This window comes from Plantimonas leprariae, from assembly GCF_008802405.1.
GTDB lineage: Bacteria > Pseudomonadota > Alphaproteobacteria > Rhizobiales > Rhizobiaceae > Plantimonas > Plantimonas leprariae.
Map to the genome: position 1 here is coordinate 289,448 of NZ_VZDO01000005.1, position 23,701 is coordinate 313,148.

Consider the following 23,701-nt stretch of genomic DNA (forward strand, 5'->3'; position numbering starts at 1 on the left):
CACGATGCTCCCGGGTTCAGCGCTGGCACGGTCCCGGAATGCATCTCCTCTTCATCAGTTCGATGCTGCCGACGGACGAGCCGCGGTCCGGCTTCGAGATCGCCAACCGGGCGATCGCCGACGAATACCGGCGGCAGGGCGTGCGCCTCAGCTTCGCCGGCTTCCGCCGGCCGGGCTCGCCCGTCCCGAAGCCGGGGGAGATCTCGCTCGGCGAACTCGTGCCGGAGAATGCCGGGGCGAGCCGCCGCCAGAAGGCCGCGTGGCTGGCGCGCTCCTTCGCGCTCGGCCTGCCGGTTTCCGCGGCGAAGCTCGCGACGATGGATGCCGAGACGCTCTGGAGCCGGCTGGCGGAGGCCGGGCCGGTCGACGGCTTCATCCTCAATTCCGTGCAGATGCCGGCGGCCTATCCGTTCCTGGCGGGCGCGAAGCCGTCGATCTTCGTCGCCCATAATGTCGAGCACCGCTCGGCGGGCGAGAACGCCGCGACCTCGCGTTCGGCGTTTCGCCGCTTCCTGTACCGCCGCGAGGCGGCGCTGCTCCGTAAAGTGGAGGAACGGGTCTGCCGCGAGGCCCGGATCGTCCATGCGCTCAGCGCCGACGATCTCGCCGGCCTCGGCGTCGACAGGAACCCGGCCGCCTTCGTCCTGCCGCTGTCGGTCGGGCGTCCCTCCATCGGCGACGACGGCCTGCGCCGCCACGACATCGGCCTGATCGGCACCTGGAGCTGGGCGCCGAACCGGCTTGGCCTCGACTGGTTCCTCCGGGAAGTCGTGCCGTGGCTGCCGCAGGAGATCACCGTCGCCGTCGCCGGCAGCTTCGACGGTCGTCCGCCCCGCGTTCCCGCCAACGTCTCCGTGCTCGGCCGGGTGCCGGACGCGCAAGCCTTCGTGCGCGCCTCGCGCGTCATCGCGCTCGCCTCGAAGGGTGGGACCGGCGTCCAGCTCAAGACCATCGAGGCGTTCGAGGAGGGCATTCCCGCGGTCGCGACGCCGTCGGCGCTCCGCGGCGTCGCGACGATGCCGGGGAACGTCGCCGTCGCCGACGACGCCCGCGAGTTCGCCGCCGCCCTGATCGACGCCGTCGCCGGCGAGCGCGACGGGCGCGTCCGTCGCGGCGGCGGTCCTGCCTTCGCGCTGGCGCAGCGCCGCTCCCTTGCCGCCGCCGTGAAGGAAGCGGTCACGCGCCTCGCCACGATGGCCGAGTTCGAGCGTCCGCGGGGCCGCGAACGCCTGCCGCAGGTCTCGGTCTTCCCGGCGCTGCCCGAACCCGTGGTCGTCGGTTCGTGAGCGCCGTCCGCAACCTCGCTTGGCCGATCGACGAGCCGGAGCGGCTCCCGATCCCGCTTCGTCAACTGCTGGACGTCGAGATCGCCGACGTCGACCGGCGGACGATGATCGACGAGCTTCAGTCGCGCATCGACCGAGTGGAGTTCACGGCGCTCGCCTTCGCCAATGCTCATTGCGTCAACGTCGCCGCGACGAACGCCGAGTATCGCGCGACCCTCGCCGGCTTCACCGTGCTTGCGGACGGGATCGGCGTCGATCTCGCCGCCAAGCTGCATCACGGCCGGCCGTTTCCGGAAAACCTCAACGGCACCGACTTCGTGCCGGCGCTCCTGCGCGCGCTCGGCGGCCGGCGGCGCGTCGCGCTGCTCGGCGGCGCACCGGGCGTCGCGGAGGAGGCGGCCGCGAACCTGCAGCGCGCCCTGCCGCGCCACGAGTTCCGCGCCGTGTCGCACGGCTACTTCCGGCCCGGCCTCGAAACCGAGATCGTGCTGGCGCGCCTGCGCGACTTCTCGCCGGACATCACCCTCGTCGCGCTCGGCGTGCCGAAGCAGGAACTGTTCATCGCGGAGCACGTGACGATCCGCGAGACGACGGTCGTGATCGCCGTCGGGGCGCTGTTCGACTTTCTTTCCGGCCGGGTGGCCCGCGCACCGCTCGCCTGGCGGCGCCTGCGGATGGAATGGCTGTTCCGCCTCATCGGCGAGCCCTCGCGCCTCTGGCGGCGCTACGTGCTCGGCAACCCGGTCTTCCTTTGGCGCGTCTTCGTCGGGCTCATGGCTCGCAAAAGCCGTCCGGCTGGCGGCTGACCAGCGATGCGCACCGCGATCGTCACGGCGAGCTATCGGGGCGACTTCGAGCGCTGCCGCCTGCTGTGCGAAAGCATCGACCGGCACGTCAGCGGCCATACGCGGCACGTGATCCTCGTCGAGGACCGGGATGTCGCCGCGTTCGTCGGGCTTGCGGGCCCGAAGCGCGAGATCGTCGGCGAGCGCGACCTCCTGCCGTTCTGGCTGCGTGCGTTCCCAGACCCGAAGAGCTTCGGCCGGCGCCGGGTCTGGCTGTCGCCGCTGGGGCCGCCGCTGCGCGGCTGGCACGTGCAGCAGTTGCGCCGCATCGCGGCCGCCGTGCGCATGCCGGAGGAGGTGATGATCTCCTGCGATTCCGACACCGTCTTCGTGAAGCCGTTCGACGTCGCCGCGATGCGCTCGGGGCGGGCGGCGCGCTTCTACCGCGCGGCGGGCCCCGCCCATTCCGTCCTGCCGCAGTTCGCCGCCGACCACCGGCGCTGGTGGGCGAAGTCCGGCGCGCTGCTCGGCATCGAGGCGAAGGGCGAGCCGGATGTCGGCTACATCGCGACCGGCATCGCCTGGCGCACCGACACGGTTCGCGCCATGACGGCGCGGATCGAGGCGGTGACGGGCCGCTCCTGGATCGCCGCGCTCGCCGGAACCCGCGCCCTGTCGGAATGCACGATCTACGGACGCTTCGTCGACGAGGTCGAGCGCCGGCCGGACGCGCATCTGCCAGCGGCGCGCTCGATCTGCCGCGTCTACTGGGCGGGCGGGGCGATGAGCGAGGCGAGCCTCCGCGACTTCGTCGGCGGGCTCGACCCGGCGGAGGTGGCGATCGGCGTCCAGTCCTTCACCGGCACCGATCCCGGCCTCATTCGCCGGGTTGCGGGGCTGGCGTAAGCGACGGTCCCGGCAGTTGCCGCTCCTGCAGGCGGCTCCAGTCGAGCGTGAAGTAGGTCGCGCTCGCCGACGCCAGCCAGAGCACGAAGAACAGCCCGTTGAGGCCGATGATCCAGGCGGTGCTCGCCGCATCGGCATGGCCGAGAATGACCACGAGCAGCCCGGCCTTCAGGAGCCCGACCAGCGCCAGGATCAGCGCGCGCGAGCCGGTCCGCCCGCGGGCGTAGAGGATCTCGCTGTGGTATTCGACGATGTTGCGGAAGGCCGGCACCATCAGCGCCGTCGCGACGAGCGGCGCGGCCCCCGCGACGTTGCGGCCGAGCGCGTTCGGCGCGATCCAGAGCAGGACGCCGATCGCCGCGAGGCCCGCGACGGAAACGGCCGCGATCGCGCCTTCGAACAGCCAGCGACGCCGCCAGGCCGCGAGCCATTCCGGCGCGCGCATCAGGCGCTGCACCATCATCGTGTTGAAGGCTCGGACAGGAAGCGCCGTCAGGTCGATCAGCCGCATCAGCATGGCGTAGAGCCCGGCGACGACCGGGCCGCCGATCGACAGGACGAGCAGCTTGTCGAGCTCCGACTGCAGGTAGAAGATGATCTCGGCCGTCGCGACGCCCGCCGAATCCCGCCAGCGCGACAGGTAGAGGGCCGGCCGGAAGCGCAGATGAATGCGCGGATAGAACGCCGCGTAGGCCACCAGCGCCGCGACGGCGTTGGCCGCCATATAGGCGAGCGACCACTCGATCAGCGCGCCGGAACCGATAAGCGCGAAGAGCACGGCGGCGACGGCGCGAATCGCCGTCCCGACGATCACCATCACGGCGGCGCGGCCGAAGCGGCCGAGGCCGTTGTTGACGATGCAGGCGACTTCGAGCGGCCGCCAGAACAGCACCTCCGCCGCGATCACCGCCGCGAATGCGGCGAGCGTCATGTCGGGGCGGAAGACGAGGGCATAGAACCCGGCAGCCGCCAGCGCCACGACGGGCAGCGACAGGAGGAAGGCCGCGAAGAAGCCGGCGGTATAGGTGCCGACGAGCCGGCGCTTCACCGTCGCGGCGCGGTAGAGCGGCGAGACGAAGCCGAAGCCGGCGATGCGCGACAGCATGATGCCCGTCGCCGACGCGGTGGCGAACAAGCCGAAATCGCCGACCGAAAGGCTGTTGGCGACCGAGACGAAATAGGCAAGCGAAATCACCAGCCGCCCGGCGGAGCCGCCGACCAGATGGGCGAATGCCGTCAACTGGCTTAGCTCGAGCTTAAGTTTTCCGCCGAACAGTGCGTCCAAGCGCTTCACGCCGTTCCGTTGCAGCCCGGTGGCCGAACCCGATGACAACTTGCCGCACCCCAGCGAGCTTTGCAAAGCATGATTTGTTGGGGCGGCACGGTAGCGGCACGGGCTTAACGCGGCGTTCCCTGCTGGCAGGTGCGGCCTCTGCTGCGGTAGTCGCTTCCGGTCCCGCCTTCGCTGCCGCGCCGCGGCGAGTGCCGTTCGGCTCGGCCATTCAGGCCGAATATTTCGACGATGCCGGCTACCGGGCGCTGTTCCGCGACCACTGCGACATCGTCCTGCCGATGAACGAACTGAAGTTCGATCTGGTGCATCCCGAGCGGGAGGTTTTCGCCTTCGAGCCGGCCGACCGGCTGGTCGATTTCGCAACCGAAAACGGCAAGCGCTCGCGCGGCCATACCGTCGTCTGGTGGAACGGCGTGCCGCCCTGGCTGGCGGCGCTGAACGATCCGCGCGAGATCGAAACGGAACTGCGCCGGCACGTCGACGCCGTGGTCGGCCGCTATGCCGGGCGGCTGGAGAGCTGGGACGTCTGCAACGAGGTGGTCGCCCACGAGGCGCCCTACGACGCGCCGATGCGCGACTCGTTCTGGCAACGCGCGCTCGGCAGCCGCCACATCCCGATCGCCTTCCGGGCGGTCGCGGGCGCCGACCCGAAGGCGAAGCTCGTCCTCAACGACTACGACCTCGAATTTCGCGGCGAGCGCTACGACCGACGCCGCGCGAGCATCGTCGAGATCGCCCGGCAGCTTCAGGACGCCGCGATCCGCATCGACGCCGTCGGCATCCAGGGGCACCTCTACGCCGACCAGGCCGTCGACATCGAGGCGCTGGGTCGGTTCGGCGAGGCGCTGAAGCGGATGGGCATCGCGCTCATCGTCACGGAACTCGACGTGATCGACTGGAAGATTTCTGGCGGCCCGGCGGGCCAGGATGCGGCGGCGGCGAAAAGCGTCGGCGACCTTCTCGAAGGCGTCTTCGCCGCCGGCCCGCCGCTCGCGGTGATCGCCTGGGGCATGACGGATCGCCATAGCTGGGTCGACGACGTGATGCCGCACGGCGACGGCACGCCGTCGCGTCCGCTCCCCTTCGACGCGACGGGCCGCCCGAAGCACTGGTTCAGGCTGATCGAGAAACGCTTGCGCGAAGGTTGAGCCGGCGCCGCGCGGTTCGCGCGCTTACGGTTGGTTAAGGATATTTTCGGTTTTTCCGCCGACATTCGGGGGAAGCGGCCTCACTAGGGCACCCCTCCGGCATGTTCACCTCGACCGATCCCCATCCGACGCAGAGCGAGGCGCGGTCCCGTGAGGCCGAGGCGGCGTCGAGCTATGCGGGCCCCGAGCGGCGGCGGCGGGTCGCGGCGACGTTCGACCCCGTCTATGTCAGCCGCTTCGTCTGGCGCTGGCGCTGGCTGGCCGTAGCGACCACCGCCGCCGGGCTTGGCCTCGGCATCATGCTCGCCTCCGCGACGCCGAAGACCTACCTCGCCTCGACGTCGATCCTCCTCGATCCGCGCGACCTGAAGGTGGTGCAGAACGAGGTGGCGCCGAACGCGCTGCCCTCCGACGCGACGCTGGCGCTGATCGAGAGCCAGACGGCGGTCGCGACCTCGGACCGCGTCCTGTCGGACGTGATCGCCAAGGGCGATCTCGCCAACGATCCCGAGTTCAACGGCGAGCGGCGCACCGGCGTCCTGTCGCTGCTGCCGCCCTCCGTCGCGAAGCTGATGGAACCCGCGAAACCGGTCAGCCCGGCCGAAGCGAGCGTCAGGGTCAACGAGGCGCTGCGCCATGCGCTGACCGTCGCGCGCGAACCGAAGAGCTTCATCATCACGCTGTCGGTGAAGACCGAGAATGCCGCGAAGTCGGCGCGGCTCGCCAATCTCGTCGGCGACAGCTTCATGGCCGAGATCGGCCGCATCCAGTCCGATACGGCGCGCCGCGCGACCGTGGCGCTGTCGTCGCGCCTCAGCGAGCTGCAGAAGACGGTCGGCGAAGCCGAGAGCCGCGTCGAGGACTACAAGACGAAGAACTCGCTGATCGGCGTCAACGGCAAGCTCGTCGACGACGAGTACATCACCCGCATCAACGACCAACTCGCCCGGGCGCGCGCCGACATCACCGCGCTGCGCGTGAAGGCGGACTCACTGCGCGAAGCCAGCGTCGACGACGTGGTGAAGGGGGCGCTGCCGGAGGAACTGAGTTCAGAGTCGCTGGTGCGGCTGCGCCAGAACGCGGCGGACCTCGCGCAGCAGGCCGCGAGCCTGGCGGCGAAGCTCGGGCCGCGCCATCCGCAGCGCATCGCGATCGAGAGCGCGCTCGGCGCGGCGCGCGATTCCATCCGCCGCGAGCTCGGCCGCATCGTCGCCGCGGGCCAGACCGAGCTGGCGCGGGCGGAAAGCACCGAGCGCGATCTGACGACGCAGCTCGACGAACTGAAGTCGAAGCAGATCCTGACCAGCGAGTCCTTCGTGAAGCTGCGCGAGCTGGAGCGCGAGGTCGATGCCTCGCGCGCCGTCTACGAGGCGTTCCTCCTCCGTGCCCGCGAGACCAGCGAGCAGGAGAGCCTCAACACCGCGAACATCCACGTGATCAGCGAGGCCACCGCGCCGATCCGGTCGAACGGCCCGTCGCGCAAGCTGATCGCGGTCGCGGGCGCCGTCGCCGGTTTCGTGCTCGGGCTCAGCCTGCTCGCTGGCATCGCCATGCTGCGCCTTGCCGTCGGCTTCCTGCGGCTCGACCGGCGCGAAGCCGCCGCGCCGCGCTCGGGACGCGCGATCTGGACGGAAGCCGACCGCGCCGCGCATCGCCGCGCCGCCGCGGCGCCGCTGCCGGAAGCGGTGCCGACCATCCCACCGCCGCAGGTCGTTGCGGATGTCGAGCCGGTCGATGCTCCCCATGAGGATGCGCCAGCGGCGGTCATGACCCCGCCGACCGTTTCGATCCCCCCGCTACCGCCCGGCGATGCGCGCACCGCTCTGCGCGAGCGGTTGCGTGCGATCGGCGTCAGCGCGGATCACGCGGCGACCCGCCGGCCGGAAACCGAGCTGATCGAGCATGAGCTCCGCTCGGTCCGCGCGGCGATCACGGAAATCCGCAGGCGCCGGCTGGCTTGAGGCTCAGCCTGCCGGTTCGTGGATCGGGCAGCGGTTGAAGCGCTGCCGAAATTCGGCGGAATGCCTGTAGGTGTCCCGCCGTGCCCGGTTGATGTTGCCGAGCGGCTGGTGCGCGGCGAGCCCGGTCCAGATGCTGAAGCGCATCTCCTCGTTCACCGCCTGGACACGCGCCTCGTCCCAACTGTCCTGCATCGCGACGGTGACCGTCGCGACGGTCTGGAACGGGGCTTCGTCCTCCTTCCATTCCACCGTCGGGTCCTCGACCGGCTGCTTGTCGAGGTCGCGGCAGAGCTGGACGCGCAGGTCCCAGACCGCGGTGATCCCCTGCATTTCCGCCTGCACGGTCTCGCGGATCGCGTCCGGTCGGCCGCCGGCGTCGATCGTCTTGCCGCTCAGTGCCTTCAGCTCCGGCGATGCGGGGGCGAGGGAGAACTTGGCGATGTAGTCGCCGTAGCGGAACGGTGTGACGCTGTAATAGGTCTCGCCGAGCGGGTCGACGTTCGGCGCGCCGCCGAGCGACTGCAGCTTCGAGCTCTCGATGCCGACCGCGCCGAGCGCCGTGTTGACGCCGCGCAGCACCGCCGACATCACCTTCTTCGTGCCTTCCAGCCTGTCGGTCGTCCCGGCTAGCAGCTTGAGGTTGCCGAGGAACTGGTCGGCGGTCTTCGTCTGGAACACCGGGCCGTTCACCATGACGAAGTCCTGGGCGCCGCCTTCGGCACCGAGCAGCCGCTCGCCCTCGACATCCAGCACCTTCAGCGCCACGCCGCGCGGCAGCGAGATCGCGTCCGGCAGGATGTCGCCGGCATTGGTCGAAATCCGCAGGTAGACCCGATGCCGGCCCGGCTTGGCGAACAGCCCTTGCGCCAGTTCCGGCGGGAGCCCTTCCGCGATGTCCAGCGTGCCTTCCAGGATACCGTGCGCCTTCGCGTGGACCGAGCGGACGGCGTGGCCGTAGTCGTTCGCCGTGGTCTCGAGGATCGTGTCGAAGGTCTCGTTTAGGTGCCGGACGGTTTCTCCCTCGCCGGGACGAACGTCCTCAACTGCGGGCGAATAGCGTACGGGTACTCCAACGGGCATCGGAAGGCCTCCTGAGAACCCGATTGAAATCGTTGCACGAACGATCCGTTCCTCCTGCGCGGGAACGAAGGGTGGCCCGTTCTTTAGGCAGCCAAACGACGGCCGAACGCCGTCTCGCGCGCCTCTGCCGCGGCGAGCGAGCGCTGCCGCTCCACGGCCGGCTCGTATTCGTCCGCGCAGGCATCCGCGATGACGGAGGCGACGATGTCGGCATAGTCCGGATCGACGAGGTCATGGCCGATCGCCATGCCGTTCACCGCGTGGAGCGCCTCGGCGAAGCGGCGCGACAGGCTGGTGCTCAGGCGGTTCGCTAGGTCGATGCGCGAGGCGTGGCCGCGATGAGAAAGGTCGAAGCCCTCGCGCGCCACCGCGCGCTTCGCCTCGCGGACAGCGAGTTCGAGTTCGCCCAGAGCGGCGAGCGTCTCGTTTTTCGGGTCCGTCATCCGTCGATCCTCCTCCCGTACCTCCCGTTGCGAAGCCCGCAGCTTCAGGCGACGCGGCGCTGCGGGACGCTCGCCGTGCTTCGCCCGCGAGGGCGGGAAACCGTCGACGGCCGCGCTGCCGGCGCATCGCCCGGAACGTTCAGGCTATCGTAGAGGCGGCCGACCTCCTCGACGAGCCGCTGCCGGTTGGCGGCGACGTGCTCGCGTCCGTGCTTGTCCCGCACGGCGGCGAGCAGCCCCTCGACGGCCTCGCTCATCGCATGGATGGCCATGTCGACATCGATCTCAGTCATGTTCCGATCCCATTCTTTATGCGAAGCGCAGGTCAGCCGCACCGGCGTCGCGCCGCCGTTTCACGATGGTCTTCCCGCTTATCCGCCTTGTCCGGCACGGAAAGCGCCGGGTGCGGCACGATCTCGGCCGTCCGCCGCCGCCAGCCGGAAGCGGCTTCGGTGAGACCGGCTTCGGCGAAGGTCGAAGCGAGGGCGTCGCCCGGAAGCACGAAAAGCCGGGCCGCCGCGACGAAGGCTTCGGCGAAGGTGTCCGGCGCGATCCAGGCCTTTTCCAGCATGTGCAGCGGCCATGCCAGAAAGCCGTCGCCCCGCTTGCGACCGAGTTGCTCGCGCTCGATGAAGTAGCCGGTCGGCTGGTGCTCCAGCCCCTCCGCCGTCACCGCCCAGTCCCGGTTTTCGAAGAGCGTTCCGTCGGTACCCATGCTGGCCGCGCCTCTCGTACCCGTTGCCCGATCGCAATTCCGTTCATCTGTTCGCAGCGAGCAGGAGCCCGTTTCCGAAAAGAACAGAACGGGAACACATATAGCGGGGCGAGTCGGTCGCCGCAATGCTCGTCGCCCGATCAAGTGCTTATATTCGCGAGCGATTGTCGCTCAGTGGACGCGTCGTCCGTCCAATGACGATGGGCGCAGGCACCTTCCTCAGGCCGCCTTCTTCTGCGGCCAGCCGAGCGCCACCAGACGTGCCTTCGCGTAGTCTCGGACCTCGTCGCGCACGCCCGGCGGCAGTTCGCCCAAGTTCTTCTGCGTGCCGGCATCGAGCATCAGATCGGTCACGGCGTTGATCGTCTTCGCAGCGTCGATCTTCGCCTTCAGTTCCGCCCCGGCATCGCTTTCGAGTACGACCGTCTCCGCCTTCGGCTTGCCGACGGCAAGCGTCTTGCCCGCGACAGGCCGAGCCTCCTTGAAATCGTCCGCTTCTTCCTCGGAATAGACGAGGCCGTGCAACTCGATCAGCTTCAGGATCACGCGGTCCTTCGCCCGCTTCTCGGCCATCGCATAGACATAGGCCGCCTGCCGGCCGGAGACGCGATAGTTCACGTCGATCAGCGCCTCGCCGATCGACCATTCGGACCGCTCGCCCATGTGCCCGGTGACGAGGATCACGGCCTCGTCGCGCTCGGAACGGAGGATCGTCGGCATGTCGTAGGTGATCTTCGCCTGCGCCGCGATCCGCTCCAGCGCCTTGTGATAGATGACGGCGTTGCCCTGCACGCGCCAGATGTTCCCGGCGAAGGGCTCGCCGTACTTGGCCAGGATATCGGAAATCTGCTTGTCGGCCGCGTTCATTCGTCAGCTCCCTGTCTCGGCGCTCCCGGCGGACGCGGATCTCGAACCGAACTCGTGACATATGCGGCGGATGGGCGGCCCGGCGGGTATATCGGTCTCGGCACGCGTTCGTTCCGCGCCACCGGGCGATATCGCATCCGTAAACTCTATGTTCCCTATATGTTCACTTCGGGGCGACGGTGCAAGGGCAGGGATGCCGGAACGGACGCGTTGTCCGTCCCGGCGATGCGGCGGTGTCAGTAGGTGAAGACGCTCGCGCCGTGGCTGGCATTGCCGACCATCGCGCGGAACGGTGCGAAGAGTTCGCGGCCGAGCCCGAATTCGTTCCCCGACAGGTCGGCTTCGGCAAGCGGCCGGCGCGCGAAGTCCTCCTCGTCCACCAGGATCTCGAGAAGGCCGGCCTCGCCGTCGACCCGGATCACGTCGCCGTCCCGAATCTTGCCGATCGCGCCGCCGGCCTTGGCTTCCGGCGTCACGTGGATCGCCGCCGGGATCTTGCCCGACGCCCCGGACATCCGCCCGTCGGTGACGAGAGCGACCTTCTGGCCGCGATCCTGCAGCACGCCGAGGAGCGGCGTCAGCTTGTGGAGCTCCGGCATGCCGTTCGACTTCGGGCCCTGGAAGCGCACCACCGCCACGAAGTCGCCGGTGAGTTCGCCGGCATCGAAGGCCTGCTTCATCTCGTCCTGGTCGTGGAAGACCTTCGCCGGCGCTTCGACGATGCGGCGTTCCGGCTTCACTGCCGAGACCTTGATCACCGCCTCGCCGAGATTGCCGGTCATGATCCGGAGGCCCCCGTTCGCCGAGAACGGCTTGTCGGCGGTGGTCAGCACCTTCGGATCGCCGCTCTCCACCGGCACCGGTACGCGCTCGACCGAGCCGTCCCCGCCGAGCCTCGCCTCTACCGTGTAGCCGGACAGCCCGGTGCCGAAAGTGGTGCGGACGTCGTCGTGCAGGAGGCCGTGGCCGAGCAGTTCGCGGATCAGGAAGCCCATGCCGCCGGCCGCGTGGAAATGGTTCACGTCGGCGAGCCCGTTCGGGTAGACGCGCGCGATGAGCGGCGTCACCTCCGACAGGTCCGAGATGTCCTGCCAGGTGAGGCGGATGCCGGCCGCTGCGGCCATCGCGACGAGATGCATCGTGTGGTTGGTGGAGCCGCCCGTCGCATGCAGCCCGACGACGCCGTTCACCACGGCGCGCTCGTCGACGACGAGGCCGGCCGGCGTGTACTCGTTGCCGAGCGCGGTGATCGCGAGCGCCCGACGCGCCGCCTCCCTAGTGAGCGCGTCGCGGAGCGGCGTGCCCGGATTGACGAAGGACGCGCCCGGCATATGCAGGCCCATGATCTCCATCAGCATCTGGTTCGAGTTCGCCGTGCCGTAGAAGGTGCAGGTGCCGGGGCCGTGGTAGCTCTTCGATTCGGCCTCCAGCAGCATGGCGCGGCTGGCCTTGCCCTCGGCGTAGAGCTGGCGTACCCGCGCCTTCTCGTCGTTCGGAATGCCGGAGGTCATCGGGCCGGCCGGCACGAAGATCGCCGGGAGGTGACCGAAGGAGAGGGCGGCGATGACGAGGCCGGGCACGATCTTGTCGCAGATGCCGAGATAGACGGCGGCGTCGAACATGTCGTGGCTGAGGCCGACGGCGGCGGCCATCGCGATCACGTCGCGCGAGAAGAGGCTCATCTCCATGCCGGTCTGCCCTTGCGTGACGCCGTCGCACATCGCCGGCACGCAGCCCGCGACCTGCGCGGTCGCGCCCAACTCGCGCGCGACGTCGCGGATGATCGCCGGATAGGTCTCGTAGGGCTGATGCGCCGACAGCATGTCGTTGAAGGCGGAGACGATGCCGAGATTCGGCACCTGGTCGCCGACGAGCCGGGCCTTCTCGTCCGGCCCGCAGGCCGCGAAGCCATGAGCGAGGTTGCCGCAGGACAGACGCGAGCGCTTCGGGCCCTTCGCCTGCTTCTCGGCGATGCGGGCGAGATAGGCCTCGCGCGTCGGCAACGAGCGTTCGCGGATGCGCTCGGTGATGGCTTCGATACGGCGGTCGGCGGTCATGGCGTGTGGCCTCCGGTCGGTCAGGGTGCCCAGAAGATCTGGAGCGGCTGTTCGCGGGGCGCGCGGAGCACGGCGCGAACCGGGTATTCGGTCTCGGGGCCGGCGGCCTCGGCGGCCTCCAGCGCCCTCAGCTTCTCGATCCCCTCGATGTGGATCGCGAGGAAACGCGCGTCGGCGAGGCGCGGCAGGGTCAGCGTCACGCGCGGCTCGCCCGCGCCTCCCGCCCGCATCGGCACGACGCTGAGGCGTCCCGCCGGATCGAGCGCGTCCACCAGCCGATCGCCGCCGGGAAAGAACGAGGCGGTGTGCCCGTCGCCGCCCATGCCGAGGATCACGGCATCGAACGGCCTGGGCAGGCGCGAGAAGCGGGCCTCGATCTCGTCCAGCACGTCTTCCGGCGCCTCCGCGTCCTCGTGCAGCGGCTCGAAGCGAGCCTGCGCCGCCGGCCCCTGCAGGAAGTGGCGGCGGAGAAAGGCGGTGTTCGAACGGTCGCTCGATTCCGGCACCCAGCGCTCGTCGACGAGCGTCACGCAGACGCTCGCCCAGTCGATGTCGGCCTTCGCGAGCGTCTGGAGGAACAGCTTCGGCGTCGAGCCGCCGGATACGGCGAGGGTCGCGCCGCCGCGCGTCGCGATGCCGCCGGCCAGCACGGCGGCGACGCCGGCCGCCAGCGCTTCGGCGAGCGCCTCGCGGTTCTCGTAGCGATGCATCATGGCAGCCTCCGTTCCGCTCGCCGCCGCCGGCAGCGATCCGCCCTTATTCCGGTTCGTGCCAGGTCCGCCCATCGCGCTCGATCAGCGCGATGGAGGAGGAGGGTCCCCAGGTGCCCGCGGTGTAGCCCTGCGGCTTCATCGCGCGCTGCTCCCAGGCCTTCAGGATCGGGTCGACCCAGCGCCACGCCGCCTCGACCTCGTCGCGCCGCATGAACAGGGTCTGGTTGCCCCGGATCACGTCCATCAGGAGGCGCTCGTAGGCGTCCGGATTGCGGGTGCGGAACGACTGGGCGAAGCTCATGTCGAGCGGCACGTGCCGAAGCCGCATGCCGCCGGGACCCGGGTCCTTGATCATCAGCCATTGCCGCACGCCCTCGTCCGGCTGCAGACGGATCACGAGCTGGTTCTGCTGCACGTGACCGACCGAGGCGTCGAAGATCGAGTGCGGGATCGAACGGAAGGTGACGACGATCTCGCTCATGCGCTGCGACAGGCGCTTGCCGGTCCTGAGGTAGAACGGCACCCCGGCCCAGCGCCAGTTGCCGATCTCCGCCTTGATCGCGACGAAGGTCTCGGTGTCGCTCGTGTCCCCCAGGTCTTCCGCATAGCCCTTCACCGCGCCGCCCTTGGAGGCGCCGGCCCGGTACTGGCCGCGCACGGTACGTGTCTCGACGTTGGACGCGTCGATCGGGGTGAGGGCCCGCAGCACCTTCAGCTTCTCGTCGCGCAACGCGTCGGCGGTCATGGACGACGGCGGCTCCAGCGCGACGAGGCAAAGGAGCTGCATGATGTGGTTCTGCACCATGTCGCGCAGCGCGCCGGCCTTGTCGTAGTAGGTGACGCGGCCTTCGAGGCCGACCGACTCGGCCACCGTCATCTGGACGTGGTCGATATGGGTCGAGTTCCAGACCGGCTCGTAGAGGGCGTTGGCGAACCGGAGCGCCATCAGGTTCTGCACCGTCTCCTTGCCGAGATAGTGGTCGATCCGGAAGATCTGGTCCTCGCGGAAGTGCCGGCCGAGGACGTCGTTCAGCTCGGTCGCCGACTTCAGGTCGCGCCCGACGGGCTTCTCCACCACGAGCCGGGTGTTGTCGGTGACGAGCCCCTTTTCCGCGAGCTTGGTGGCGATGTCGCCGAAGATCGACGGCGACACGGCGAGATAGAAGGCGCGGATGCGGTCGCGGCCGCCGTCGTCCAGGAACTGACGCAGGTCGTCCCAGCCCTCCTCAGCGCGCGCGTCGACCGCGTAGTAGTGCAGGCGCGACAGGAAGCGCTCGACCGCTTCGGCCTCCAGGTTGTCGGAGCCGACATGGTCTTCCAGCGCCTTGCGGGCGAAGGCGCGGTAGTCCTCGTCGGAGGTCGCCGAGCGCGAAGCGCCGATGATGCGCGCGCTCGCCGGCAACTGCCCGTCGTGGTCGCGGTAGTAGAGCGCCGGCAGGAGCTTGCGCTCGGCGAGGTCGCCGCCGCCGCCGAACACGACGTAGTCGAACGGATCGACCGGGATGATCTGGCTGGTCATCGGTTCCTTTCCCGAGATGGCGCGACGCGCCGAGCCCTGCGGCGGCGATAATCTAATCGATTGAAAAATGCCAGCACGGAGCTTGGGCGACGCTTGTCGCTGTTTTCAAGATTTGTTTCTAGCGTGCAAGAATGTCCGAAACGGCAGCCTGCAACTGTTCGGCGGAGAAGGGCTTCTTCAACGCCCGCACGGGACCGTTCTCGGCCGGCAGGTCGACCTGCTCGCCGTAGCCTGTCGCGAATACGAAGGGGATGTTGCGCTCGGCAAGGTTGGCGACGAGCGGAAAGCTCGTCTCCGAGCCGAGATTGACGTCGAGAAGGGCGAAGGAGATCGCCTCCTCGGACAGGACCTTGCGCGCGTCGGCAACGCTGGCCGCGAGAAAGACCCGCTGCATCCCGAGATCGACCAGCATCTGCTCGGCGTCGAGCGAGATCAGCATGTTGTCTTCGACAACCAGGGCGTTCATGCCATCGTAGGATCGCGGCGCGGCGGCAGCGGACGACGGCCCGTTCTGGATGGTCTCCACGATGTCCGGCTCGCGGCGGCGGGCGACCCGGTCGGTATGGAACACCGAAGGCGGCAAGAGGAACTCGGCTTCGAGCCCCGTCAGTGCGTAGCGGATTTTCGATTCGCCCTGGAGATCGTGCGGGATCGACCGCTCGATGATGGTGGAGCCGAAACCGCGCCGCTTCGGCGGCTGCACCAGCGGGCCGCCACGCTCGCGCCACTCGATGGCGCAGGCGTCGTTCCCGTCGATGCGCCATTCGACGTCGATCGAGCCGGAGGAGTCGGACAAAGCGCCATACTTCGCCGAGTTCGTCACCATCTCGTGGAACACCAGTGCCAGGGTCGAGAAGGCCTTCGCTTCCACGAAGATGTCCGGCCCCGAGAGATGCACCCGGCTCGCCTTGGCGGCGATATAGGCCGAGACCTCGGTCTCGATGATGTCGTGCAGCAGCGTCGCGGCGGCGTCGTCGCTGGTGATCTGGTCGTGCGCGCGAGCGAGCGCTTGAATGCGCCCGCCGATGATGCGGGCGAAGTTGTCGACGGAGTTCGCGCCCGGCTTCGACTGCGCCACGATCGCCCGCATGAGGCTGAGGATGTTGCGGACGCGGTGGTTGAGTTCGGCGATCAGCAGTTCCTGGCGCTGGGCGGCCATGCCCTGCTGGCGTTCGGTCTCCTCGTTGTAGCGGAGCAGGATTTCGAGGATCGAGACGCGCAGCGCCTCGGCCGCCTTCAGGTCGGATTCGGTCCAGCCGCGCGACTTGCCGCGCACCGTCTCCTGCCAGGCCTCGAAACTCTTCCTCGGCGTCAGGCGCGGGCCGTTCGGCCCGGTCGTCATCTCCTTGGCCGCTTCCGGATTGCCCGCCCACTTCACGGTCTGGATCAGCTCGCGGCGGAAGAACAGGATGTAGTCGCGGGGACTGCGCGAGATCGGGATCGCGAGGACGCCCGCGCCGCGATCGGCGAAGTCCGCCGCCTTCGGATAGACGGCGGCGAGCTCGGAGCTCGAATAGACGCGGCTCGCCGCGGCGCGGTTGAGGAAGCGCGCGAGTCCCGGCAGCTCGTCGGCGGTCGGGGCGCGACCCGACACGTGCGCTTCGCCCTTCGACCAGACGACCAGCCCGTCGCAGCCGATGATCTGCTTCAGCTCGTCCGAGAAGTCGGCCAGCGCCTCCATGCTCTGCGTCGTCGCGACGATCTTGCCGATAAGGCGATCGTGCAATTCGCGTACGGCTTCCTCCGCCGAGCGGCGCTCCTTGTAGATGCGGCCCTCGACGATGAAGGACACCATCTGCCCGAAGAGCTCCGTCGCGGCCCGGACCTCCATCGACAGGTGGCGCGGCTGGTAGTGGTGCAGCGCGAAGAGACCCCACAGCTTGCCGTCGATCACGATCGAGACCGAGAACGAGGCGGAGACCCGCATGTTCTTCAGGTACTCGATATGGATCGGCGAGACGCTGCGGAGGAGCGACAGCGATAAGTCGATCGGCTGGCCGTAGGGGTCGGCCGCCGGCAGGATCGGCACCGGCACGGCGTTGACGTCGGCGATGATGCGCGTCTGGTTGCGGATGTAGAGAGCGCGCGCCTGGCGCGGAATGTCGGTTGCCGGATAGTTCAGGCCAAGGAACGGGTCGAGGCCGGTGCGCAGCGACTCGGCGATCACCTCGCCGGCGCCCGAGCCGGCGAAGCGGTACAGCATCACGCGATCGAAGCCCGTGATGGCGCGAAGCTGCCTGACGCTCTCGCGGTAGAGCTGGTCGAGATCGGCGGTCTTCTGGATGCGCGCGATCATGCTCTTCACGAGCGCGCCGGGATTGATCGCCTTCTCGGTCTCGGCGGGCTCGGCCTCGATGATGATCGAGGAGCCGGACACGTGCACCGCCACGTCGAAGAAGCGGTTCTGGCCGAGGAGGTCGCAGCCGAACAGGCGCTCCGAGCCGTCGTGCGAGGCGAGCACCTGCAGGCGGCCGCGGATCGAGTGGATCGCGGTCTCGGGGAAGATCGCCGACAGCGGCTCGCCCGGCAGGTTGTCCGGCTCGACGCCGAGATAGTCCTTCACGTTGGCCGAGACGTACTGGATCAGCCAGTCCATCGAGACCGCCACCAGGAAGCCGAAAGGCTGGACGTGGCCGAGAAGATGGATCGGCTCGCGGTCGCAGTTCGAAAGGTCGACCGGCTCGTCCGTGGTTGTCGGTTCTGCCGTCAATTCACCCTACCGCCGCGCTCGTCGCCCGCGCCAGCGCGCCGCACGACATCAAGAAAGTAACCGAACGTCGCGTCCGCCGCCTCGACCGCCACGTCCTGTTCCGCACGGGTCGCGACGAGCGTTTCGGCCATTTCGAGAAAGGCCTTGAAGCCGTCGGCGCCCCCGGCCGCCCTTTCCAGAAACGCCACGGGGAGCCGATCCGTTTCCTCGTCGGCGGCTTTTCGCAGCCGGCGGAGGATCTGCCTGGCTCCGAGCTTCGATCCCTCGACAACATAGGCGATGCCGAGCGATTGGGCGAGCGTCGGCTTCGCGAGCGGAAAGGCGGCGGGGACGATCCGCCGCAACCGCATCGCCTCGACGTCGGCGAGCGCCGCGGCGTGGAGGTCGCCCGCCGCCGATCTCGGCCGGGCCGCCGCGAGGGGCGAGGCGGCGAGCAGCGGCTCGATCGCGCCGTGGCAGGCTTCGTTCATCCGCAGGAACAGGCCGTAATCCGTCGGATCGCCCTCGGCGAGGCCGGCGAAGGACGCGTCGAGGCGCTCGTGCGCGGGCCGCGTTTCGGCGCGCAGGCGCGAACGTAGCGAAGGCTCCGGCAAGGGTTCGGTGCGGGCCTCGGGCCGTGCCGGAAAGGGTTCGATCGACGTCTGCGCTGCTGCCGTTTCAACCGGACGCGACCTAGCAGTTTTCCCGCTGCGATTTCAACACGGGAGCTCGACGCGGCCGGCTCAAAACCGGTCGCGGAGCGCGAACCACGTCATCGCCAGGAACAGGATCGGGTTCGCGAAGCGCCGCCCGCCCGGAAAGGGCGTGATCCGCAGGTCTTCGAGAAGCTGCAGGCGGTCGCGGTTGCCGGTGACGCGCTCGGCGTAGAGTCGGCCGGAGAAGTTCGCCATCATCACGCCGTGGCCGGAAAAGCCGCCGATCGCGGTGACGCCGGGAGCGACGGTGCGCACGAAGGGCATCCGCTCCACCGTGATCCCAACCGAGCCGCCCCATGCATGCGTGAGGGGCAGGTCCGCGATCTGCGGGAAGGTCGCGGCGATCATCCGCCGGATGTGCGAGCCGATCTCGCCGGCCGCGCTCGTATAGGCCTCGCGCCCGCCGAACAGCAGACGGTCGTCGGCGGTCCGGCGGAAATAGCGCACCACGAAGCGTGAGTCGTCGACGGCCTCGCCGCCGGCAAGCACGTCCGAACCGGCGGGCAGCGGCTCGGTCGCACCGATGAAGGAGCGGATCGGCATGATGTGCCGCGCCGCCTCCGGTTCCAGCCCGCCGCCATGCGCGTTGGTGGCGAGGAGCGCGCGCTCGGCGGTGACCGTGCCGCGCACGGTTCTCGCGCGGACCCGCCCGTTCTCGTTCGCCAGCGACAGGACCGGCGTCCGCTCGAAGAGCTTCGCGCCGTTGGCGGCAGCCGCCTTCGCCGAGCCGACGAGGAGCTTCAGCGGATGGATGTGCCCAGTGCCGGTGTCGCGCGTGCCGCCGAAGTATTGGGCGGAACCCAGGCGCTCGGCGGTCTCGGCGGCGTCCATGAAGGCGATATGCGGATAGCCGTAGCGCTCGCGCATCGTCTCCGCGTGGCTGCGGTAGTCGGCGACGAGCCGCCGCTTGTGGGCGACGGAGAGTTGCCCCGGCCGGTAGTCGATGTCGATCCCTTGCGTCCTCGCGAAGTCGAGGAGATGCGCCTTCGCCTCCTCGGCAAAATCGAACAGCGCCTTCGAGCGCTCGAAGCCGTAGGTGTCTTCCAGTTCCTCCGGCCACAGGCGCTGGCCGGTGTTCATCTGGCCGCCGTTGCGGCCCGAGGCGCCGTCGCCGAAGCGGTGCGCTTCGAGGACGGCGACCGAGACGCCGCGCTGCGCGAGATGCGTCGCTGCCGACAGGCCGGTGAAGCCGCCGCCGACCACGACGACGTCGACCGCGAGATCGCCGTCCAGCGCCCGATAGGCCGGTCGCTCGCCGACCGAGTCCTCGTACCAGGACCGGCCCGGCGAGATGGGGGACTGGTAGTCTCCCATCAGACCTGCAGCAGCAGGTATTCGCGCTCCCAGGGGCTGATCACCTGCATGAACGTCTCGTGCTCGCCGCGCTTGATGCCGGCATAGGTGCCGACGAATTCCCGGGAGAAGACTTCCTGGAACGACACCTCCGCCTCGAAGGCGGCGACGGCTTCGAGGAGGCCGCGCGGCAGCGAGATGCCGCCGTCCTCGTTCGCCGTCCGGTCGGTCGGCTGGTCCGGTTCGATCCCATTGACGATGCCGAGCCAGCCGCAGGCGAGCGAGGCCGCGAGCGCGAGATAGGGGTTGGCGTCGGAGGAGGGGAGACGGTTCTCGACGCGCCGCTGCGCCGGGTCGGACGGCGGCACCCGGAACGCGGTCGTCCGGTTGTCGTAGCCCCAGGCGACGTTGGTCGGCGCCGACATGCCGTAGACAAGGCGGCGGTAGGAATTGACGTACGGCGCCATCATGACGAGTGCCGCCGGCACGTAGCGCTGCATGCCGCCGACGAAGTGGCGGAAGGTTTCGGACGCCGAGCCGTCGGGCTCGGAGAAGACGTTGCGGCCCGTCTCGATCTCCACCACCGACTGGTGGATGTGCATGGCCGAGCCCGGCTGGCCCTGGATGGGTTTGGCCATGAAGGTCGCGTAGATGTTCTGGTTCATCGCCGCCTCGCGGATCGTGCGCTTGAACATGAACACCTGGTCGGCAAGCTCCACCGGATGGCCGTGGCGCAGGTTGATTTCGAGCTGCGCCGCGCCGTCCTCGTGGATCAGCGTGTCGATCTCCAACCCTTGAGCGTCCGAGAAGTGGTAGATGTCGTCGATCAGCTCGTCGAACTCGTTGACGCCGCCGATGGAATAGGCCTGCCCGCCCTGGATCTGCCGCCCGGAGCGGCCGATCGGGGGAACGAGCGGATAGTCCGGGTCGACGTTCTTCGAGACGAGGTAGAACTCGATCTCCGGTGCGACGATCGGCAGCCAGCCGCGCGATTCGTAGAGGGAGAGAACCCGCTTCAGGACGTTGCGCGGCGTGTAGCCGACGGCGACGCCTTGCGTGTCCACGAGGTCGCAGATCACCTGCGCCGTCGGGTCGGTCTCCCACGGCACGGCGGAGAGCGTCGACAGGTCCGGCATCAGCTTCAGGTCGCCGTCGTTCGGCGAATAGCGGAACTCGCCGGTCTCCTCCGGGTACTCGCCGGAAATCGTGTGCATGAAGAGGGCGGAGGGCAGCGCCAGCGACGTGTTGCCGGTGAACTTCTTCGCCGGCATCATCTTGCCGCGCGGGACGCCGGCAAGGTCCGGCGTGATGCATTCGACGTCTTCGATGCCGCGCACGCGCAGCCAGTCCACCGCCTCGGTCATCGAGGCGACGCCGCGGCGCGAATCGAGGAAGGAGCGCGGCCCCTCCACGGCCTCCGCTCCGGGGGTGACGAAGTCGCGGCGCGGCGCGGGGGACTGGCTCGCCACCGGGGTCGCCTCGTTGCCGCCGCCGGCCAGCGGCGGCTTGCGTCCGATCCGCTGGGGCGTCTGCGGACGCGACGACTTCGGTCTCGTTTCGGACATGCGACCCTTCGAAAACGCTCGAGGCCGAACATATCCGAGGCTCCCTGCCGAGGAAAGCCGCGCTTCCTGCTTGACGCCGGAGCATGGCGGGCGCAGTCCCGCTCGATTGATCGAACGGGGCGCGCGATGTCGGCAGGTGCAGAGCAGAAGGCCAAGACGGACGGGATCGAGGACACCATGTCCGGCAACGGCGCGGTGGCGCGCGCCGTGATGAAGCTGGTGGAGGGAGCGGAGCGGCTGAATCTCAAGCATTCCGCTGTCGGCAACCCGCCCGTCTACCCGACCGACGCCTTTCCCTGGGCGCGCGAAGTGGAGGCGGAATGGAAGCTCATCCGTGCCGAACTCGACCGCGTGCTGGTGCGCAAGGGCGAGCTTCCAGCCTTCCACGAGATTTCCTCGGAAGTCCGCTCGATCTCGTCCGACCAGAACTGGAAGACCTTCTTCCTCTGCGGCTACGGCATCAAGTCGGAGGAGGCGATCCGCCAGTGCCCGGAGACCTGGCGCATCCTGCAGAAGATTCCCGGACTGAAGTCGGCGATGTTCTCGATCTTCGAGCCCGGCAAGCACCTGCCGGCGCATCGCGGCCCCTATAACGGCGTCCTGCGCTTCCATCTCGGCCTCGTCGTGCCGCCGGAGCCGGACAAGATCGCCATCCGCGTCGCCGACCGGCTTTGCCATTGGGAGGAAGGCAAGGCGCTGATCTTCGACGACGCCTACGAGCACGAGGCCTGGAACCACTCCGACAAGGTCCGTGTCGTGCTGTTCGTCGACTTCGAGAAGCCGATGACCTTTCCGGCGAACCTCACGAACAAGGCGATCCTCAACCTCGCGATGTTCACGCCCTTCATCCGGGAGGGTTACAAGGCGCACAAAGCGTGGGAGAAGATGTTCTACGGAGCCGGCCGGAAGCACCGGTAGAACCTGTCGGGGCGTTGGGATGGACGAACCTGTCTGGCGCGAGATGCTGGCAAGCGACCTCGACGGCGTGGTCGCGCTGGCGCGAGAGGTTCATCCCGCTTTCGAGGAGCGCGCCGAGGTCTTCGCCGACCGGCTCGCGATCTTCCCGGCCGGTTGCCAGGTGCTGTTCGGCGAATCGGGCGTCGAGGGCTACGCCGTTTCCCATCCCGCCAAGCTCCGCGACCCGCCGCCGCTCGGCGCGATTCTCGGCGCGCTGCCGACCGATGCCGACGGCTACTACATCCACGACGTCGTCGTCGCGCCGCGCCTGCGCGGGGCGGGCCACGCTCGCATCGGCGTCTACCACGCGCTCGACGCCGGGGCGGCCTTCCGCGAGACCGGCCTCGTCGCGATCCGGGGCACGGTGCCGTTCTGGGAACGCTTCGGCTTCACCGATGCGAGCCGCGACGTATCGGCCGAGAAGCTTCTCTCCTACGGCGAGGGCGCGCGCTATCTCCTGCGCCGCAAGCGCGCGGTGGAATTCACGCCGCGCGCCGGCTGAACACCGGCGCTGCAGAACCTCTAGGCAGATGCCGCGACATGCTGAATAGTGCGGCGAACCGCCCGCTCCGGGCGACATGCGGACAAAGGAAGGCTCAAGGCCCGATGCAGCGGATGGTCCTCAAAGGCGCGGCGGCCGCCGCCGTTCTCCTCAGCCTGATGCCGGCGGCCGGGGCGCAGGAGAAGGTGGTTCGCATCTTCAACTGGTCGGACTACATCGACGCCTCGATCCTCGAGGACTTCAAGAAGGAAACCGGGATCGACGTCGTCTACGACACCTACGATTCCAACGAGATCCTCGAAACCAAGCTCCTCGCCGGCGGCACCGGCTACGACGTGGTGGTGCCTTCCGCCGAGTTCCTGTCGCGCCAGATCCAGGCCGGCGTCTTCCAGAAGCTCGACAAGTCGAAGCTGCCGAACCTTTCCAACATGTGGGACTTCGTGCAGGCGCAGGTCGCCAACTACGATCCGGGCAACGAGTATTCCGTCAACTACATGTGGGGCACGACCGGCATCGGCGTGAACGACAAGAAAGTGGCGGAGGCGCTGCCGAACGCGCCGGTCGATTCCTGGGCGCTGGTCTTCGACCCGGCCAATGCCGAGAAGCTGAAGGGCTGCGGCATCTACATGCTGGATGCGCCGAGCGAGCTGTTTCCGGCGGCGCTCAGCTATCTCGGCCTAGACCCGAACTCGACCAAGCCCGACGACATCAAGAAGGCGGAAGAACTCCTGGCAAAGGCCGCGCCGAACGTGCGCAAGTTCCACTCGTCCGAATATATCAACGCGCTCGCCAACGGCGACATCTGCGTCGCGGTCGGCTTCTCCGGCGACGTGCTGCAGGCGAAGTCGCGCGCGACGGAAGCGGGGCAAGGCGTCGAGATCAGCTACCACATCCCGAAGGAAGGCGCGCTGATGTGGTTCGACCAGATGGCGATCCCCGCCGACGCGCCGCACGTCGACGAGGCGCTCGCCTTCATCAACTACATGCAGCGGCCGGAAATCATCGCAAAGGCGAGCAACTTTGTGTCCTACGCGAACGGCAACAAGGCCTCGCAGCCGCTGCTCGATAAGTCGATCCTCGACGACAAGGCGGTCTATCCCGACGAGGCCGTGCTGAAGACCCTCTACATCAAGCAGCCCTACGACGCGAAGGCGCAACGCCTCGTGACCCGGGCCTTCACCACGGTGAAGACCGGGCGCTGACGC

21 protein-coding genes are annotated in these 23,701 nt (G+C 68.7%); 8 read left to right on the forward strand and 13 right to left on the reverse strand.

The window, feature by feature from the left end; translation table 11 throughout:
- The first annotated feature begins 38 nt into the window (after positions 1–38).
- From F6X38_RS09455 to F6X38_RS09465, 3 genes are read left to right on the forward strand one after another with little or no spacing between them, the layout of a single operon-like run.
- Positions 39–1,286, forward strand: a complete 1,248-nt coding sequence (locus tag F6X38_RS09455) for a glycosyltransferase (RefSeq protein WP_150969457.1) — start codon at positions 39–41, stop codon at positions 1,284–1,286.
- Positions 1,283–2,092 (forward strand): WecB/TagA/CpsF family glycosyltransferase, encoded by an 810-nt coding sequence (locus F6X38_RS09460; RefSeq protein ID WP_150969458.1) that lies wholly within the window; start codon positions 1,283–1,285, stop codon positions 2,090–2,092. Before F6X38_RS09455 ends, F6X38_RS09460 begins: the two co-directional genes overlap by 4 nt.
- A gap of 6 nt (positions 2,093–2,098) precedes the next feature.
- Positions 2,099–2,977, forward strand: coding sequence for a DUF6492 family protein (locus tag F6X38_RS09465; RefSeq protein WP_150969459.1), 879 nt, complete (start codon positions 2,099–2,101; stop codon positions 2,975–2,977).
- Here F6X38_RS09465 and F6X38_RS09470 read toward each other — a convergent pair.
- Positions 2,949–4,217 (reverse strand): lipopolysaccharide biosynthesis protein, encoded by a 1,269-nt coding sequence (locus F6X38_RS09470; RefSeq protein WP_246191273.1) that lies wholly within the window; start codon positions 4,215–4,217, stop codon positions 2,949–2,951. The two genes, F6X38_RS09465 and F6X38_RS09470, sit on opposite strands and share 29 nt — an antisense overlap.
- A 242-nt stretch (positions 4,218–4,459) precedes the next feature.
- Between F6X38_RS09470 and F6X38_RS09475 the strand changes: the two genes are divergently transcribed.
- Positions 4,460–5,419, forward strand: a complete 960-nt coding sequence (locus F6X38_RS09475; protein WP_246191274.1) for an endo-1,4-beta-xylanase — start codon at positions 4,460–4,462, stop codon at positions 5,417–5,419.
- A 101-nt stretch (positions 5,420–5,520) separates the two neighbouring features.
- Entirely contained in the window at positions 5,521–7,380 is a 1,860-nt protein-coding gene (locus tag F6X38_RS09480) for a GumC family protein (protein WP_150969461.1), read from the forward strand.
- A gap of 3 nt (positions 7,381–7,383) precedes the next feature.
- On the opposite strand, the gene F6X38_RS09485 is transcribed toward F6X38_RS09480, so the two are convergent.
- The 12 genes from F6X38_RS09485 to F6X38_RS09540 form a co-directional block, all read right to left on the reverse strand.
- Complete coding sequence (locus F6X38_RS09485) at positions 7,384–8,460, reverse strand: catalase family protein (RefSeq protein ID WP_150969462.1); 1,077 nt, start codon at positions 8,458–8,460, stop codon at positions 7,384–7,386.
- Positions 8,461–8,543: 83 nt separating this feature from the next.
- Complete coding sequence (locus tag F6X38_RS09490) at positions 8,544–8,903, reverse strand: hypothetical protein (RefSeq protein WP_150969463.1); 360 nt, start codon at positions 8,901–8,903, stop codon at positions 8,544–8,546.
- A gap of 44 nt (positions 8,904–8,947) precedes the next feature.
- Positions 8,948–9,196 (reverse strand): hypothetical protein, encoded by a 249-nt coding sequence (locus F6X38_RS09495; RefSeq protein ID WP_150969464.1) that lies wholly within the window; start codon positions 9,194–9,196, stop codon positions 8,948–8,950.
- A 32-nt stretch (positions 9,197–9,228) separates the two neighbouring features.
- Positions 9,229–9,618, reverse strand: coding sequence for a hypothetical protein (locus tag F6X38_RS09500; RefSeq protein ID WP_150969465.1), 390 nt, complete (start codon positions 9,616–9,618; stop codon positions 9,229–9,231).
- Positions 9,619–9,837: 219 nt separating this feature from the next.
- Positions 9,838–10,485, reverse strand: a complete 648-nt coding sequence (locus F6X38_RS09505) for a trna delta -isopentenylpyrophosphate transferase (RefSeq protein WP_150969466.1) — start codon at positions 10,483–10,485, stop codon at positions 9,838–9,840.
- A 236-nt stretch (positions 10,486–10,721) separates the two neighbouring features.
- Positions 10,722–12,542, reverse strand: a complete 1,821-nt coding sequence (edd, locus tag F6X38_RS09510) for a phosphogluconate dehydratase (protein ID WP_150969467.1) — start codon at positions 12,540–12,542, stop codon at positions 10,722–10,724.
- A gap of 20 nt (positions 12,543–12,562) precedes the next feature.
- Complete coding sequence (pgl, locus tag F6X38_RS09515) at positions 12,563–13,255, reverse strand: 6-phosphogluconolactonase (protein WP_150969468.1); 693 nt, start codon at positions 13,253–13,255, stop codon at positions 12,563–12,565.
- A gap of 43 nt (positions 13,256–13,298) precedes the next feature.
- Complete coding sequence (gene zwf / locus F6X38_RS09520) at positions 13,299–14,774, reverse strand: glucose-6-phosphate dehydrogenase (RefSeq protein WP_150969469.1); 1,476 nt, start codon at positions 14,772–14,774, stop codon at positions 13,299–13,301.
- Between the two features lie 118 nt (positions 14,775–14,892).
- Positions 14,893–17,484, reverse strand: a complete 2,592-nt coding sequence (locus tag F6X38_RS09525; protein WP_150969470.1) for an HWE histidine kinase domain-containing protein — start codon at positions 17,482–17,484, stop codon at positions 14,893–14,895.
- Complete coding sequence (locus F6X38_RS09530; RefSeq protein WP_150969471.1) at positions 17,481–18,077, reverse strand: biliverdin-producing heme oxygenase; 597 nt, start codon at positions 18,075–18,077, stop codon at positions 17,481–17,483. Before F6X38_RS09530 ends, F6X38_RS09525 begins: the two co-directional genes overlap by 4 nt.
- A 129-nt stretch (positions 18,078–18,206) precedes the next feature.
- On the reverse strand, positions 18,207–19,493 hold the full coding sequence (locus F6X38_RS09535; protein WP_150969472.1) for an NAD(P)/FAD-dependent oxidoreductase: 1,287 nt from the start codon (positions 19,491–19,493) through the stop codon (positions 18,207–18,209).
- The gene (locus tag F6X38_RS09540; protein WP_202617957.1) at positions 19,493–21,037 is read right to left on the reverse strand and encodes a glutamine synthetase family protein; all 1,545 of its coding nucleotides are present in this window, start codon (positions 21,035–21,037) and stop codon (positions 19,493–19,495) included. Before F6X38_RS09540 ends, F6X38_RS09535 begins: the two co-directional genes overlap by 1 nt.
- A 126-nt stretch (positions 21,038–21,163) precedes the next feature.
- Between F6X38_RS09540 and F6X38_RS09545 the strand changes: the two genes are divergently transcribed.
- The 3 genes from F6X38_RS09545 to F6X38_RS09555 all read left to right on the forward strand — a co-directional run bounded on the left by F6X38_RS09545 (position 21,164) and on the right by F6X38_RS09555 (position 23,698).
- Complete coding sequence (locus F6X38_RS09545; RefSeq protein WP_150969473.1) at positions 21,164–21,955, forward strand: aspartyl/asparaginyl beta-hydroxylase domain-containing protein; 792 nt, start codon at positions 21,164–21,166, stop codon at positions 21,953–21,955.
- A 19-nt stretch (positions 21,956–21,974) separates the two neighbouring features.
- On the forward strand, positions 21,975–22,496 hold the full coding sequence (locus tag F6X38_RS09550; protein ID WP_150969474.1) for a GNAT family N-acetyltransferase: 522 nt from the start codon (positions 21,975–21,977) through the stop codon (positions 22,494–22,496).
- Positions 22,497–22,600: 104 nt separating this feature from the next.
- On the forward strand, positions 22,601–23,698 hold the full coding sequence (locus F6X38_RS09555) for a polyamine ABC transporter substrate-binding protein (RefSeq protein ID WP_150969475.1): 1,098 nt from the start codon (positions 22,601–22,603) through the stop codon (positions 23,696–23,698).
- Positions 23,699–23,701 lie beyond the last annotated feature (3 nt).

Bases quoted from the DNA above. Each gene is read 5' to 3' on its own strand.
- zwf (WP_150969469.1), bottom strand. From the start codon at position 14,774: ATGACCAGCCAGATCATCCCGGTCGATCCGTTCGACTACGTCGTGTTC.
- F6X38_RS09455 (WP_150969457.1), top strand. From the start codon at position 39: ATGCATCTCCTCTTCATCAGTTCGATGCTGCCGACGGACGAGCCGCGG.
- pgl (WP_150969468.1), bottom strand. From the start codon at position 13,255: ATGATGCATCGCTACGAGAACCGCGAGGCGCTCGCCGAAGCGCTGGCG.
- F6X38_RS09545 (WP_150969473.1), top strand. From the start codon at position 21,164: ATGTCGGCAGGTGCAGAGCAGAAGGCCAAGACGGACGGGATCGAGGAC.
- F6X38_RS09485 (WP_150969462.1), bottom strand. From the start codon at position 8,460: ATGCCCGTTGGAGTACCCGTACGCTATTCGCCCGCAGTTGAGGACGTT.
- F6X38_RS09540 (WP_202617957.1), bottom strand. From the start codon at position 21,037: ATGTCCGAAACGAGACCGAAGTCGTCGCGTCCGCAGACGCCCCAGCGG.
- F6X38_RS09505 (WP_150969466.1), bottom strand. From the start codon at position 10,485: ATGAACGCGGCCGACAAGCAGATTTCCGATATCCTGGCCAAGTACGGC.
- F6X38_RS09550 (WP_150969474.1), top strand. From the start codon at position 21,975: ATGGACGAACCTGTCTGGCGCGAGATGCTGGCAAGCGACCTCGACGGC.
- F6X38_RS09480 (WP_150969461.1), top strand. From the start codon at position 5,521: ATGTTCACCTCGACCGATCCCCATCCGACGCAGAGCGAGGCGCGGTCC.
- F6X38_RS09495 (WP_150969464.1), bottom strand. From the start codon at position 9,196: ATGACTGAGATCGATGTCGACATGGCCATCCATGCGATGAGCGAGGCC.
- edd (WP_150969467.1), bottom strand. From the start codon at position 12,542: ATGACCGCCGACCGCCGTATCGAAGCCATCACCGAGCGCATCCGCGAA.
- F6X38_RS09500 (WP_150969465.1), bottom strand. From the start codon at position 9,618: ATGGGTACCGACGGAACGCTCTTCGAAAACCGGGACTGGGCGGTGACG.
- F6X38_RS09490 (WP_150969463.1), bottom strand. From the start codon at position 8,903: ATGACGGACCCGAAAAACGAGACGCTCGCCGCTCTGGGCGAACTCGAA.
- F6X38_RS09465 (WP_150969459.1), top strand. From the start codon at position 2,099: ATGCGCACCGCGATCGTCACGGCGAGCTATCGGGGCGACTTCGAGCGC.
- F6X38_RS09535 (WP_150969472.1), bottom strand. From the start codon at position 19,493: ATGGGAGACTACCAGTCCCCCATCTCGCCGGGCCGGTCCTGGTACGAG.
- F6X38_RS09555 (WP_150969475.1), top strand. From the start codon at position 22,601: ATGCAGCGGATGGTCCTCAAAGGCGCGGCGGCCGCCGCCGTTCTCCTC.